This is a genomic window from Fimbriimonadaceae bacterium (assembly GCA_023957775.1).
Lineage (GTDB): Bacteria > Armatimonadota > Fimbriimonadia > Fimbriimonadales > Fimbriimonadaceae > JAMLGR01.
On record JAMLGR010000015.1, the window covers coordinates 85,773 to 99,856 of the forward strand.

10 protein-coding genes are annotated in these 14,084 nt (G+C 66.5%); 5 read left to right on the forward strand and 5 right to left on the reverse strand.

Annotated features, from left to right (window positions below):
* Positions 1–72: 72 nt before the first annotated feature.
* From M9921_12765 to M9921_12775, 3 genes are all read left to right on the forward strand, one after another.
* Positions 73–2,268, forward strand: coding sequence for a DNA translocase FtsK (locus M9921_12765; GenBank protein ID MCO5297720.1), 2,196 nt, complete (start codon positions 73–75; stop codon positions 2,266–2,268).
* Positions 2,269–2,434: 166 nt separating this feature from the next.
* On the forward strand, positions 2,435–3,604 hold the full coding sequence (locus tag M9921_12770) for a M20/M25/M40 family metallo-hydrolase (GenBank protein MCO5297721.1): 1,170 nt from the start codon (positions 2,435–2,437) through the stop codon (positions 3,602–3,604).
* A gap of 155 nt (positions 3,605–3,759) precedes the next feature.
* Positions 3,760–5,943 (forward strand): family 20 glycosylhydrolase, encoded by a 2,184-nt coding sequence (locus tag M9921_12775; GenBank protein MCO5297722.1) that lies wholly within the window; start codon positions 3,760–3,762, stop codon positions 5,941–5,943.
* Here the strand turns inward: M9921_12775 and M9921_12780 are convergent.
* The 3 genes from M9921_12780 to M9921_12790 form a co-directional block, all read right to left on the reverse strand.
* Entirely contained in the window at positions 5,940–6,362 is a 423-nt protein-coding gene (locus tag M9921_12780) for a ferritin-like domain-containing protein (GenBank protein ID MCO5297723.1), read from the reverse strand. The two genes, M9921_12775 and M9921_12780, sit on opposite strands and share 4 nt — an antisense overlap.
* 27 nt (positions 6,363–6,389) lie before the next feature.
* Positions 6,390–8,231 (reverse strand): family 10 glycosylhydrolase, encoded by a 1,842-nt coding sequence (locus tag M9921_12785; protein MCO5297724.1) that lies wholly within the window; start codon positions 8,229–8,231, stop codon positions 6,390–6,392.
* Positions 8,232–8,428: 197 nt separating this feature from the next.
* On the reverse strand, positions 8,429–9,937 hold the full coding sequence (locus M9921_12790; GenBank protein ID MCO5297725.1) for a hypothetical protein: 1,509 nt from the start codon (positions 9,935–9,937) through the stop codon (positions 8,429–8,431).
* Between the two features lie 51 nt (positions 9,938–9,988).
* Here M9921_12790 and proS point away from each other — a divergent pair, with 51 nt between their 5' ends.
* On the forward strand, positions 9,989–11,461 hold the full coding sequence (gene proS, locus M9921_12795; protein ID MCO5297726.1) for a proline--tRNA ligase: 1,473 nt from the start codon (positions 9,989–9,991) through the stop codon (positions 11,459–11,461).
* Positions 11,462–11,470: 9 nt separating this feature from the next.
* Here proS and M9921_12800 read toward each other — a convergent pair whose 3' ends face one another.
* Positions 11,471–11,977 carry a hypothetical protein gene (locus tag M9921_12800; GenBank protein MCO5297727.1) on the reverse strand — a complete coding sequence of 169 codons (507 nt, stop codon included), beginning with the start codon at positions 11,975–11,977 and terminating at the stop codon, positions 11,471–11,473.
* A gap of 83 nt (positions 11,978–12,060) precedes the next feature.
* The gene (locus M9921_12805) at positions 12,061–12,624 is read right to left on the reverse strand and encodes an NAD(P)H-dependent oxidoreductase (GenBank protein MCO5297728.1); all 564 of its coding nucleotides are present in this window, start codon (positions 12,622–12,624) and stop codon (positions 12,061–12,063) included.
* Between the two features lie 120 nt (positions 12,625–12,744).
* Here M9921_12805 and nhaD point away from each other — a divergent pair, with 120 nt between their 5' ends.
* Entirely contained in the window at positions 12,745–14,082 is a 1,338-nt protein-coding gene (gene nhaD / locus M9921_12810; GenBank protein ID MCO5297729.1) for a sodium:proton antiporter NhaD, read from the forward strand.
* The last annotated feature ends 2 nt before the right edge of the window (positions 14,083–14,084 follow it).

Genomic DNA, 14,084 nt, shown 5'->3' on the forward strand with positions numbered 1-14,084 from the left:
ATTCCCGATTCCCGATTCCCATGATATACTGCTCAGGTGCGCCACGGATTGGCGCGCGAGAGGGAATTTAGGATGAAGGTCAGCACCCGGACATCCGGCCGGCGACGTTCCGAGCCCGATGTGTCGCATCGCCGCTTCGACATTCTGGGCGTGCTTCTGTTCGCGCTTGCCCTGATCACGGCGCTGTCCCTGATGTTCTCGGGCACCACAGGGATCGTCGGTGGTTTCCTATCGCAAACGCTCTCGCTCCTGTTTGGACAAGGAGCTTGGGCCATGCCGTTCCTGCTCGCGGGGCTCGGCTTCGCCGTGATCGCCGGTCGGCGTTCGATCGAGGTGACCCACCTCACGTGGGGGCTCTGCCTCCTGTTCCTCGCGATCGTCGGCGCGTTCGCGCAGCCTTACGAGGGCGATTACTTCGTGCCTGGGGCGGTCTCCGCTTCGGGCGGGTATCTGGGGGCCATCATCGCGTGGGGCACGGAACGCCTCCTTGGCGCCGCCAAGCCCGTAGGGTTGGGCGCGCTCGGCATGGTCGGGCTCATTCTGTGCGTCAACCTGCCGCTCCAGGCGTTGATCGCGGGCCTTCGAGAACGGGCCTCCCAAGCGAAGATCCCGCTTCCGAAGCGGACGGCCGAAAAGCCGGCGCCGCGCCAAGCTGTCGTTCGAACCGCGGATCCTTCCGATGCCGACGACGACACCCGCGATGCGCCGCGCAGAACGCGCCAGGCGCCCCTGATCCGCGAGACCGTCGCTGCCGAGGGCCCCTCGCTCGACACAAGCCCCAAAGAGGGGTACCACCTGCCGCCCCTCTCCATCCTCCAACCCACCGAAGCGAAGCCCAAGCGGTCGGCCCAAGAGATGCAGCAGAATATCTCGACCCTCGAGTCCACCCTCGAGGAGTTCGGCATCGACGCCAACGTGGTCGAGGTCGCCGCAGGACCGACCGTCACCCGCTTTGAGATCCAGCTCGGTCCGGGAATTCGCGTGGCCCGCATCACCGCGTTGGCCGACAACATCGCGATGAACCTCGCCGCCTCGCACGTTCGCGTCGAGGCGCCCATCCCGGGCAAGGCCGCCATCGGCGTCGAAGTGCCCAACACCCAGCCGACGCAGGTCCACCTGCGCGAAGTGGCGGAAACGAAGGAGTTCCTCGACCACCCCTCGCGGCTCTGTATCTGCCTCGGGCAGGACGTGAGCGGCATGAACCGGTACGCGGACCTCACCCGGATGCCGCACCTCCTCATTGGCGGCGCGACCAACGCGGGCAAGTCCATCGGGCTTGCAAGCCTCATCATGTCGCTGCTCATGCGCAACACGCCGAAGGACGTGCGGTTCGTGATGATCGATCCCAAGCGTGTCGAGCTCACGCTCTTCGACCGCATTCCGCACCTCATGTGCCCGGTCATCAAGGACGTGAAGGAGGCACCTGGCGTGCTCCGCGCCGTGTGGCGCGAGATGGACCGGCGGTACGACAAGTTCTCCGAACTCGGCGTGCGGAACATCGACGGTTGGAACGAGAAGGCGTCGTTCCAAGACAAGATGCCCTACATCGTCGTCGTCATCGACGAGTTGGCGGACCTGATGATCCAAGCCGCCGCCGAGGTCGAGACCTCGATCTGCCGCCTCGCCCAGTTGGCGCGCGCGACGGGGATCCACCTCGTGATCGCGACGCAGCGCCCCTCGGTGGATGTCATCACGGGCACGATCAAGGCCAACATCGCCTCGCGCATCGCCTTCACCGTCTCGTCGCAAATCGACTCGCGCACCATCCTGGATCAGAAGGGCGCGGAGGACCTGATCGGGCGCGGAGACATGCTGTTCCTCCCGATCGACGCCAGCAAGCCCGTGCGCGTCCAAGGGTGCTACGTGTCGGAGCGGGAGATCGCCGACGTGTGCAAATTCTGGCGGGATCAAGAGAAACCCGCCTACTCCCTGGAGCCGGTGGACGCGCCCGCCGAGGGCGGCAAACGCGGAGCGGCGGGCGGAGGCGGCACCGAAGTCGACGCCCTTTGGGAAGAGGTGGTGCGCTGGATCGTAGACCGGGGCCAGGCCTCCACGTCGATGATCCAGCGCCGCTTCTCGATCGGCTTCCAACGCGCCTCCCGCCTGCTCGACGAGATGGAGGAGCGTGGCATCGTGGGACCGCGGGACGGCCCACGCCCCCGCGACGTCCTCATCGACATCACCGAGGTGGAAGAGATGTTCGGCCCGCCCATGGTCGCCGAACGCACCGGACTCCGGCCCGAGCTTCTCGACGACGACGAGGACTAGGGATTGCGGTTTGGGGTTTGCGGTTTGCGGTTTGCGGTTTGGGGTTTGCGGTTTGCGGTTTGCGGTTGGAGGTTGGAGGTTTGCGGTTGGTGGCACCCCGGGGTGAGGGGCTCCAGCCCCGCGAGCTGCGAAGGAGCCCGGACCCCCGACGTCGAACCCTCTCCCCGTGCTGAGTCTTGTCCTCCTCGCCGTCGCCCAAACCCAAACGCTTGACATCCAAACCATGGTGCGCGACGTGGACCCCGCGCGTTTGCGCGCGACCGTGGAGAAGCTCTCCTCGTTCCACACCCGGAACACGACTTCGCCGACGCTGAAGGAGTCCGTTGATTGGCTCGCGGACGAGTATCGGAAGATTCCGGGCCTCCAGGTCGAGGTCATGCCTTACGCGGCCGAGAAGAGCCGCCGGGTGCCGGAGGAGATCCAGGCTTACCAGGTGGTGGCGGTGCTGCCTGGCAAAACGGACCGGCGGATTCTGGTTGGGGGCCACATGGACTCCCTGAACCTCCAAGAGGACGCGAAGACCGGCCGGGCGCCGGGGGCCAACGACGACGGCAGCGGCACCGCTCTCGCGCTCGAACTGGCGCGGGTAATGGCCGGCCGGCCGTGGAACCAAACCCTGGTGTTCGTCGCGTTCTCAGGCGAGGAGCAAGGGCTGCTCGGGTCCAAGGCCCTTGCCGAGCGTGCCAAAGCCGAGGGCTGGAAGCTCGAGGCCGTGTTTAGCACCGACATCGCCGGCTCGAGCTCCAACCTGAACGGGCAGTCGGACAAGGAGCACGTGCGCGTGTTCAGCGACGATCCCGATCCTGCGGGTGAGAACCCCCAGCAGAGCCGCGAACTCGCCCGGTTCATCGAGTGGGCCACGCGTGGCAAGATTCCGGGTTTCGGCGCCCACCTCGTTTTGCGGCGGGACCGATTCGGACGCGGCGGCGACCACACGTCGTTCTCTTCCCTCGGGTTCAGCGCTGTGCGCTTCACCGAGGTGTTCGAGGAGTTCACCCGGCAGCACGGTCCCGAAGACAAGATCGAGTACATGGACTTCGAGTACCTGGCGAACGTCACGCGCCTGAATCTCGTGGCGATGGCGTCGCTTGCCCAGGCGGCGGAGGCGCCGACACGCGTCCGGTACAACCCCCGCCAGTCGCACGACACCACCCTGACCTGGACCGCCACGCCAGGCACGGAGTACGAGGTGCTCTGGCGCGACAGCGCGAGCACGACCTGGGAGGACTCGCGGCGCGTCGGCGCAGTCTCGACGGCGACGATCGAGAAGGTGAACAAGGACAGCCACTTCTTCGCCGTGGCGGCCATCGGCGGATTGCCCGTGGCGGCGCGGTGAGCCCGGCGCTTGGTTTGTGGTTTGTGGTTTGTGGTTTGGGTGTGCCTGGGCTTCTCCCAGCTCCGCGATCGGTTTCGTTTGGCCCTGGGATCCAGTTGGAGGACACCTACCGGTTCGATTGCCCCCGTGGGTTTGAAGGGGTTGCCCGTGCGTTTGTGTCCGACTGGGGTCTGCATGAGGCGGCGCACGGCACGCTGATTCGCATCAGGAGTGACCTTTCGCTGGCCGAAGAGGAGTACCACCTGCAGGTCGCGGATTCAATCACGCTCACGGCGTCCACCCCGACGGGCGCCGTCTGGGGGCTGAATACCCTCGGCCAACTGCTTGCAGATGGGTGCCGAAACCAAGTGCAGATTCAGGACCAGCCCGACGTCCCGTTCCGATGCCTGTTGGTCGATGTGGCGCGGCGCTACCACTCGCTCTCGACGCTGCGCACGTTGGTCCGCTGGTGCCAGGCGGGGCGGGTCCGGTTCATGCAGCTGCACCTGACGGACGATCAGAACTGGATGTTCCCCACGAAGGTGTTGGCGGGCATCGACAAGAACAACCAACACGGGTTGCCGGCGTACACGGCGAAGGAGATGCGGGACCTGCAGGAGTTCGCCAGTGCCCGCGGGGTCACGATCATCCCCGAGATCGACGTGCCCGGCCACAGCTCGCTGCTCGTCCGCTTGAACCCGGCGCTGTACCGTTTCGAGGGGTCCGAATCGGAAAGCTGCATCGATTTCGCCTCGCCTGGGGTACGCGAGCGCATCAAGTCCCTCCTCCAGGAGGTCGCCAGGGTCTTCCCCGGCGCTCCGTACGTGCATCTGGGCGGGGACGAGGCGTGGTACCCCAACGCGCAGCGGGATCCGGATATGGAGGCGGCCCTGGTCCGTCTCGGTCCGGGTACCCGGCCCGACTCGGTTTTCCTCGACTTTCTCGCCGAGATGGCGCGCGAGGTCGTGCGTCTTGGCAAGACGCCGATCGTGTGGCGCGGATTCCAAGTGGGCGAAGAGGCGCGGAAGCGGCTCCCGCCCGAGACCGTGGTCGTGGCGTGGGACGGACCGTACGACGCCACGTCCCAACTCACCGTCAAGGGATTCGAGGTCATCAACGCGGGTTGGGACCCCTTCTACATCGTCAACCACTTCCCCTACGACATCGACACGCTCGTTCCACTCGAGCGCCTCTACACGGCGACCCGCACGCGTTTCCACCTCGTGGATGGCGGCAGCACCCAGCAAGACGCGATAGAGCTGCCCTTGCCTGAGCAGGTCCGTGGAACCCTGTTGTGCTGGTGGGAGGGGCGCGAATGGAACGCGCACACGACGCTTCCCGCGCGGATTCTTGCGTATGGCTGCCGCATGTGGAACGCCGGCGGCGAATCGGAGTACGACGCCTTCGTGTCTCGGATGGAGCGCGTCGTCTCGCACGTCGAGCGCCAGGCGCATCCCTTTCACATGACGACCCGGGGGGCCCGTTTGGAAGACGAAGCGGAGTTCGAGGACTCGCTCACGATCTCGCTCACTCCGTTCGAACCCGGAGTTCGGTTCGCCTGGCGGACCGACGGGCGGACGCCGACGCCCTCCGATCTGCAGGACGGGTTCTCCTTCCAGGTCGACAAGAGCGCCGTGCTTGCCATCCAGGCCTTCCGGGGCACGGAACCGGTCGGCGAGACGCTGTTCCGTCCGGTGCACAAAGTCACGGTCGTGCCCAACCTCGCCCTGGGCCGTCCCCTCGTCGCGACGGGCGCAAGGGACCTCGAGTTCCCCGCCTGGCGGGTGAACGACGGCGTGGCGGATGACCCAACCGCCTACTGGCTGGCTTATCCCAACCCGCAGTTCGCGACGATCGACCTCGGGCGCGTGGTGCAGCTCACGCGCCTGGAGGTCGTGGCCGCCTGGGCCTCAGGTCAGCCGGCGCGGTACCGGCTGACAACGAGCCTCGACGGCAACGAGTGGGACGTCTGGGCGGACGCCCGAGAGCAGACCGAGCCGGCGCGCCCGGAGGGTTACGTGCACCGCCTTCCCGCGAGGCGCGTCCGTTACGTACGGATCGAGACGGCTCCCAGCCCTCTGTTCCCTCCCACCATGGCGCGTATTTTGGAGATCCGGGCTTTTGGAGACGATGGGTGGTCGCGGCAAGCCGCTCGGGGGCAAGGCGACGCGCGAGCGCGCGCACTCCCATGCGGTCGCGGCAAGCCGCTCCGGGGCAAGGCGACGCGCGAGCGCGCGCACTCCCATGCGGTCGCGGCAAGCCGCTCGGGGGCAAGGCGACGCGCGAGCGCGCGCACTCCCATGCGGGTGGTGCCAGCCGGGCGCACGACGGGCGTGCTCCCATGCTGCTCAACTAGCTAGGCCCAGCCGCGGAGGATCTGCTGCGTCTCTTCGAAGTGGTGCGTCTCGTCCTCCACCATCGTTTCGAGGTGTGCCGACAAGCCGACGTCTCCCATTTCGGAAGCCTGCTCGGCGCGCTTCTTGTAGTCCTTGATCGCCTGCTCCTCGGCGTTCAACACGTTGGTGAGCATCCCCACGGGATCGGTGGCTTTCGGAACTGGGCGCGCCTCCGTGGTCGGCACACCCCCGAGGCTCGCGATCTTGTCCGCGAGAAACTGCGCGTGGGCTGTCTCGTCGGGAATCTCCGCCTGGAAGAATGTGCGCAACGCGGGCCGGTGCGGACCCGTCACCGCCGCCGAATACGTCAGATACATGGCGATGGCCTGCAGCTCCCCCGCGAGGTCGCCGTTCAGGGCCTCGATCATCTCTTTCTTCTTCATCGTCTATTCCTACGCCGATCCCACAGCTTAAAAACCGGCGCCGGCGGCACCGGCGAGGATCGGCACCGCGGGATCCTTAACGCCCGCGGCCTCCAGGGCCGCACGCTTCTTCCGCACGGCCGCCAACAGCCCGTCCACGGCGTGCGGAGCCTTCGCCGGCTGCCGGAACGCCCGCTCGAGGATGGGCCAGAACGTGTCGATGTCGTGCGACAGGTCGAACACCATCACCCCTTGGGTCGAACCGCACGCGGCCTGCAGGGCGTCGCAGAGGCGCTCCGGGTCGTCCTTGAAGTCCATCAACATGATGCCGGCGTAGGTCCATGCCTGGTCCTTGGCCGCGCGGTTGGACAACTGGCCGGCCGCCTCGACGGTCATGCCGAGGGCCGATCCCGCACCCATCGCCTGGGCAATGGTCGCGGTCTTGTAGTAGCAGCCGGTGACCAGCACGTCGAGCAGCGGCGCGAACCCTGTCTTGCGGTACGCATCGCTCAAGAACCAGAAGCCCGCGTCGAACTCGTTCGAACTCCAGTTCGAACCAAACGCGGGATACTCCCCGAACCAAGAGCCCGCGTAGACGCCGAACTTCGCCGCGGGCCGCGCGGCGACCACCTCCGACCGTGCCCGCGCGACGAAATTCCGGATCGTCATCGCCCGGAACGTCAGCCACGCTTCGTAGTAAGGCCCGGGAGCGATGCCGCGCGAGAGGTCGGGATGCAGGACGAAGCGAAACGCCTCGTCCGGCCACTGCAGCGGCCTTCCAACGTAGGCCTCGAACTGGGCACGGGTCTCTTCGCTGAAGTCGGCGTTCATGCCGCCCAGCCGCAACCGATCGTCGTAAAGCACCCCGTCGACGTCGTAGCCCTGCACCACTTCGCGCAGGATCGCAATCGCGCGGTCCTGCACGGCGCTCGCATGCGGGTTCACCATCAACGGGATCTGCTGGGCCGGGCGCTCGGCGATCGGCACGTACTGGGCCGTCGAGTCGAACTCGAGGACGTCCCCCGGCTGCGCATAGGTCCGCAGGTACGCCCCCGCATCTCCCCAGCCCCACAGCACGGACCCTCCGGAGGGCGTCGAGGGCGCAACGGACCGCAGCTCCGCGGCACCTCCCTGGGCGAGGACCCGTCCGCCCGCGTCCACGACGATGGCGACCGCGTCCGGCTCCGGCTTGGCGGGAAGCCGGAGAGCGCTCGTGACGAGCCCCAGGACCGAACCATCGGGCGGAGCCGCATTGGGCTCCGAGACCACGGCAAAAGTGGGACGGGTGAGAAACGAGGCCCGCACGAAGGGCTTGGGTTCGTAGAGAACCGTCTGCCACTCGGGGTGCTCGTAACCGAGCCCCATCTGGAAATCCCGGTGCCCTTCGCTGAACGCGTTGAGGCTGACGAAGAGCTGGAGCCCTTGGCGCTTCGACTCGCGGACCATGGCCGCCAACGGGTCGTACTCTTTCGGCATCACCGCGCCCTTCCACTCGGCGAGCTTCGGCGCGTAGCGACTGGGGTACATCGTGTGGCCGACGATGGGTTTGATGTCGTACACCACGGTGTTGAACCCCACGGCCTTCGCCTTCGCCATCAGGTCCGCGATCTTCTCGTCGGAGTTCGTGCGCGAGATGTTGGCTGTCGCGTCCACCCAGAGAAGGCGGCCCTGAAGGCCTTGGGCCCGAGCGGTCTGCTGCGCCACCCCGATCGCATCGCCGAACGTGTCCAAGACGACGTTGGCAAGGGTCGGCAGAGGCGCCGAGGGTTGAAAGCGCGTCGCGGGCGGGGCGATCTGGATGGGCGGATATGCCGGCGGCCGAGGTTCCTGGCACCAGGCGTTGACCGCCAGGGCGAAGATGGCCAAGGCAGGCAGGGGCGAACGGGTCATGGACCCTTTTACCCGCCCGGCAACGCGCTGCACGCCCGTCCAGCGGGCGTGGCACCCTCATGCACCTCATGCATCTCGGGGCCGCGGGTTGGTTCACGCCCGTCCAGCGGGCGTGGCACCCACGCCACCAGCGCGGTGCTCCGGGTCACCCTTTGGACCCGGGGTCTCGCTGCGCTCGACCCCCGGGCAGCACCCTGCTAGCGCGGTCCTGCCGATGGGCGCTGGCGTTGGCGCCACTCGGCGAAGATCTCCTCCGCCCCAGGTCCGGTCTCCCCCTCTTGGACACGGGCCACGGCGCTGGCCAGATACGCGGTCGCGAGGTCCGAATCGCCGTGAACCCGCTCGAGTTTGTAGAGGCTGAACCAGATGAAGGCGGTCCCGGGAGCACCGAGCGCCCGACTGGTGCGATGGATCTGCAACGCCCGGAGATAAGCCTCCATCGCATCACGACGGTCCTTCGAGTCGTAGCCTTCGGGAAGCGGCCGGCCGCGAAGGTCGCTGATGTCGGCGAGCGTCCCGTCTGAGAAGCGCATCGCGGTCTCGAGATGCTGGCCCCGCGACACCTCCGCGTCGAACTGGACCTGCTGGTCGGCGTCCATGGCGCCCTGCAGGTACCGCGGTGCGAGCGTGCAAGTCGGCGCGTCGACGCACATCGAAAACACGCCGAGGTCGCGTGGAGGGAGCCTGCCGCTCGACACGCCCTGCGTCGGGAAGTGCACCTGGATCGTCCGCGAAGCAAACCCTCCCGCGTCGGCGATCTGGGGCACGAACATGAACGACGCAGCCGGAATCTCCTGGTAGGAGGGCAGCGAACGGCGGAAATAGACCATGCCCCGGTCGTCGGTCACGAACGGCGGAACGACCGGCTGTCGCGTGTGGAAGACGACGAACACCGTCCCCTCCCGGTTGACCTCCGCAGCTGCGATCTTGATCGCGCTCTCAGGCCCGATCGGGACGGAGGCGACCGGCTCCTGGAGCGCTTTGCGCGGGTCGTGGTCCCCCCGGAGATCGACCTTCACGAACGGGCCGGAAGGCTCCTGGGCAAAGAGGTTCGGCGCCATCTTCACACCCACCTTCGCCCGAACGTTGACCGCGCCGACCCAACCGTCGGCTGTCCGCCTCTCCAGAAGCACGCCCGCGGGCTGGTCCGTCTCCTCCTCTACCGAAAGGGTGTACCGCTCGGCCCCATCGACATAGCGGTAGCGGTTGACCGATCGCCCCTCGACGCGCGCCGCCGGGAACCGCTCGAGGTCCTTGCGGATCGAGGCCCTGTAGAAGCAGCTCGCGATCCACGCCCGGACGTCGGGAGCGTACTTGTCGAACACGTGGTAGCGCAGTTCGCCCGCCCCGGGGTCCCACACCGTGTCCTCGGTGTGCCCCTTCACGACGACGATGCCGGTGTCCTCGAACTCGAGACGCGTCTGATCGCGCGTGGACCACTCCGTGCAGTACCGGACCCACCGCTGGTCCTTCGAGGTCCAGACTTCGGCCTGCAGGTCGATCGGGCTGCGCGCCGCCACCGACGCCGCGAGCAGTTGCTCGGCGGACCTCAATCGGGGAATGCGGATGGCCCAAACGCCGAGGACGATCGCCGATGCGGCAAGCACCAGCGCGACCGCACTCCAGCGACGGGTCTTCGTTCGCCGGACGCGCGCATACTCGGCCGCGGAAATGTAGTGCGGCCCCGGGTGGTCTCGGCCGGGCATGGATGATTATAGTTTCCCGCTTCGCGCCGATGTGCCAAAATCACCCCTCCTATGAGCAGCAAACAAGGCATTACGCCGCGCGCCGAGAACTACAGCGATTGGTACAACGAGTTGGTCCTTCGCTCGGAGCTCGCCGACTACGCCCCGGTCAAGGGTTGCATGGTGATCCGGCCGCACGGCTACGCGATCTGGGAACTCATGCAGCGCGCGCTCGACGATATGTTCAAGGCTTCCGGGCACGTCAATGCCTATTTCCCCCTGCTCATTCCGGAGAGCTTTCTCCAGAAGGAGGCCGAGCACGTCGAGGGCTTCGCGCCCCAGTGCGCCGTCGTCACCCACGGGGGCGGAAAGAAGCTGGACGAGCCCCTCTACATTCGCCCGACCTCCGAAACGGTCATCTGGAACATGTACGCCAAGTGGATCCAGAGCTACCGCGATCTTCCGCTGCTCATCAACCAGTGGGCCAACGTCGTGCGTTGGGAGATGCGCACGCGCCTCTTCCTCCGCACCACGGAGTTCCTCTGGCAAGAGGGCCACACCGCCCACGCGACCTACGACGAGGCCGAGGAGGAGGCGCTGACCATCCTCGAGATCTACCGCCGGTTCGCCGTGGAGTGGATGGCCGTGCCCGTGCTGACCGGCATCAAGAGCGACAACGAGAAGTTTGCCGGCGCCGACCACACGTACTGCATCGAAGCCCTCACGCAGGACCGACGCGCGATTCAGGCCGGAACGTCGCACCACCTCGGGCAGAACTTCGCCAAGGCCTTCGACGTGACGTTCCAATCGGCCGAGGGCCAGCTCGAGCACGTCTACGCCACTTCCTGGGGCGTCTCGACGCGCCTCGTGGGCACGCTGCTGATGGTGCACTCGGACGACGAGGGTCTCGTGCTCCCGCCCCGCCTCGCCCCGGTTCAGGTGGCGATCATCCCGATGGGCAGGGACGAGGAGACCCGCTCCAAGACGATCGCCGCCAGCGAAACGCTGGCCGGGGAGCTGCGCACCCTCGGGTGGGACCGGGTCCCGGTGCGCGTGGCCGTGGACAAGCGCGAGAAGGAGTCGCCCGGGTTCAAGTTCAACGAGTGGGAGCTCAAGGGCGCCTGCGTCCGCGTCGAGATCGGTCCGCGCGACCTGGAATCCGGCACCTGCGTGCTCGCCCGGCGCGACGGCGGGGAGAAGTCCACGGTCGGGCTGGGCGAGGCGGCGCAGTCGATCGTGGATGTGCTTGGGCTTGCCCAGAGCGAACTGCTGGCGCGGGCCACCGCTTTCCGCGAGGCCAATACGCGCCGAGTGGACACGTGGGAGGAGTTTGAGGCCGCGTTCGCGGGCGAGGACGCCCCCGGCTTCGTGATCGCGCACTGGGACGGCACGACCGAGACCGAGGTGCAAATCGCCGAGCGCACCAAGGCCACGATCCGATGCATCCCGCTCGCGCCGTTGGACCCTGCGGATGCCGAACCGGGAGCGTGCGTGCTCACCGGAAAGCCCAGCGCCCAGCGCGTGGTGTTCTCCAAGGCGTATTAGGACAAGCCTCTACTTCTCGAACTTCAGCGAGTTGAAGAACTTCGCCGTCGTGGTGGAGGAGAGACCCGCCTTGGTCCCGATGTACATCTGGAACACGATGCGGTCGCCGTTGACCACCGCGATCACGCGCCAGAACTCCTCCTCGCCGCGCTGAAGCACGAGAATCCGGCCCATGCGGCCCTGGACCTCGACTTCGCGGGTGCCGACGACCTGGAGCTTCGCGCTCGAGAGCATCCCCTGCTCGAACTCCTTGAGCGTCTTTTGCGCGCCTCCCTTGTCGGTTTGGAAGGGCATGGCCTCCGAGAATCCCGCCATCAGCACTCCGTCGGCTGTTCGGAGGGCGAACGCGTTGATCGGCCGCTCCTTGGTCTTCTCGATCGGCTTGGGTTGCGCGGGCATGTCGAAGGTCGCGCCCGCCTCCTTGATTCGATACGTCTGCCATTGCGTGTCCGGAGACGCCTGCACCAGACATGCCCCCAGCGCGCTCACGGCCACCAGCATGGTTCCCACTCGCATCGCACACCTCCAGGGCTCGAGGCCCAAGGAGGCATTCCACAATCCAGACCTCCTCCCCCTGCAGGAGCGTACGGGGTTTCCCGTCAGGGCCGAAGTCGCCTCGCCCAAGCCGCCAGCGCGGCCACATGCTTGCCGACATGCGCGCGCGTGGGCTCGTCGACGAGGCGTCCGGATTCGTCGAACTTCTCCTGGGCGCGCGCGACGAACACTTCGGGCCCGATCAGGACGTGCGACTGAAGAAAGAGCAACGTCTGGCGCAGATGGTATTGCGCCCGGGCCGTCCCGAGCATGCCGGTGGACGCTCCCATGATCGACACGGGCTTCTCCTTCATGGGAGCTTCGGGGACTCTGGAGATCCAGTCGATCGCATTCTTCAGGACACCGGACACCGAGTAGTTGTACTCCGGCGTCACGAGCAAGACGGCATCGGCCCGTGCGAGTTGGGCGGCCACCCTCTGCACCGGTTGCGGAAAGCCCTCTGCCTGAACATCGGCGTTGTAGAGCGGGAAATCGCCAATCTCCGCGATTTCGATCTCAACCGCCTCCGGTGCAAGTTCCCTGGCGGCCCTGAGGAGGGCGCGGTTGTAGGAGCCTTCGCGAAGGCTGCCGGCGATGCCAACGATCTTCAACTTTTCAGAGACGGACATAGTCGGTCCTACGACCAGAGCCGGACGGGCATTCGCCTAGCCCCCGGGTAGTCTCCTCTGTGGCCCTTCGGGGCCTCGCTGCCGATGCCGATTCTCCCTGCTGCAGTTTCCATCGCTTCGATGGTCCATTCTCCGGTGGCCATGGCGTGTGTTGCGATCTTCGTGATCGCCTACCTCTTCGTCATGTTCGAGGAGCGCTTGAACCTGCGCAAATCGATTCCCGTGATCCTGGCGGCCGGCGCGATCTGGGTTCTCGTGATCGTGGTGGCGTCGGGAATCTCCCCGGAGGCCTCGCAAGGAGCGGTCGAAGCGTTACGCCACAACATCTTGGAGTTCGCAGAGCTCTTCCTGTTCCTCGTGCCGGCCATCACGTACGTCAACACGATGGAGGAGCGCCAGGTCTTCGATTCGCTGCGGTTCTGGCTGGTCGAGCGGGGGTTCAGCCTGAGGGCCCTGTTCTGGATCACCGGCGGACTCGCTTTTCTCATCTCACCCGTCGCCGACAACCTCACGACCACGCTGGTCATGGGCGCGGTCGCGATCTCGGTGGGAGGCAACAACCCACGGTTCGTGGCGGCCGCCTGCGTGAACATCGTCGTCGCCGCGAACGCCGGTGGGGCGTTCAGCCCGTTCGGCGACATCACGACGCTCATGGTCTGGCAGAAGGGGATCATCCAGTTTTGGGAGTTCTTCGCCCTCGCCCTGCCCTCGCTCGTCACGTGGTTGGTACCCGCCACGATCATGAGCTTCTTCATCGCGTCGCGCCGACCGCGCACGGGACCCACGACGGTCGCCCTGCGCCCGGGCGCGCGCACGGTGATCGCGCTCTTCCTCTGCACCATCGCCGGCACGGTGCTGCTCCACACGCAGTTCGATCTGCCGCCGGCGCTGGGCATGATGACCGGGCTGGGAGTCCTCAACCTCTACGCGCACGTGATCAGCCGAGCGGTCCAACGCAACCAGAACGACGACGTTTCAGGCGGAGTCCTGGCCGGTTTCGCGTACCGGTACGAGCCCAACGACACGTTCGACGTCTTCAAGCAGCTCATGCGGTTCGAGTGGGACACCCTCATGTTTTTCTACGGGGTGATCCTCTGCGTGGGTGGATTGGGCGCCCTGGGGTTCCTCGAGCTGCTTTCCAACTCGTTCTATCGGGACCTCGGGCCGATGTGGGCGAACATCTTCGTGGGAGGGCTGTCCGCCATCGTCGATAACATCCCCATCATGTTCGCCGTGCTTCAGATGCGTCCCGACATGAGCCACGAACAGTGGCTCTTGGTCACGCTCACCACGGGCGTGGGCGGCTCCTTGCTCTCGATCGGGAGCGCCGCCGGGGTGGCGCTGATGGGCCAGGCCAAGGGGATCTACACCTTCGGCACGCACCTGAAGTGGACGTGGGCGGTCGCGCTCGGATATGCGGCGGGCATTCTCACGCACCTGGCGTTGAACGGGCGGTGACG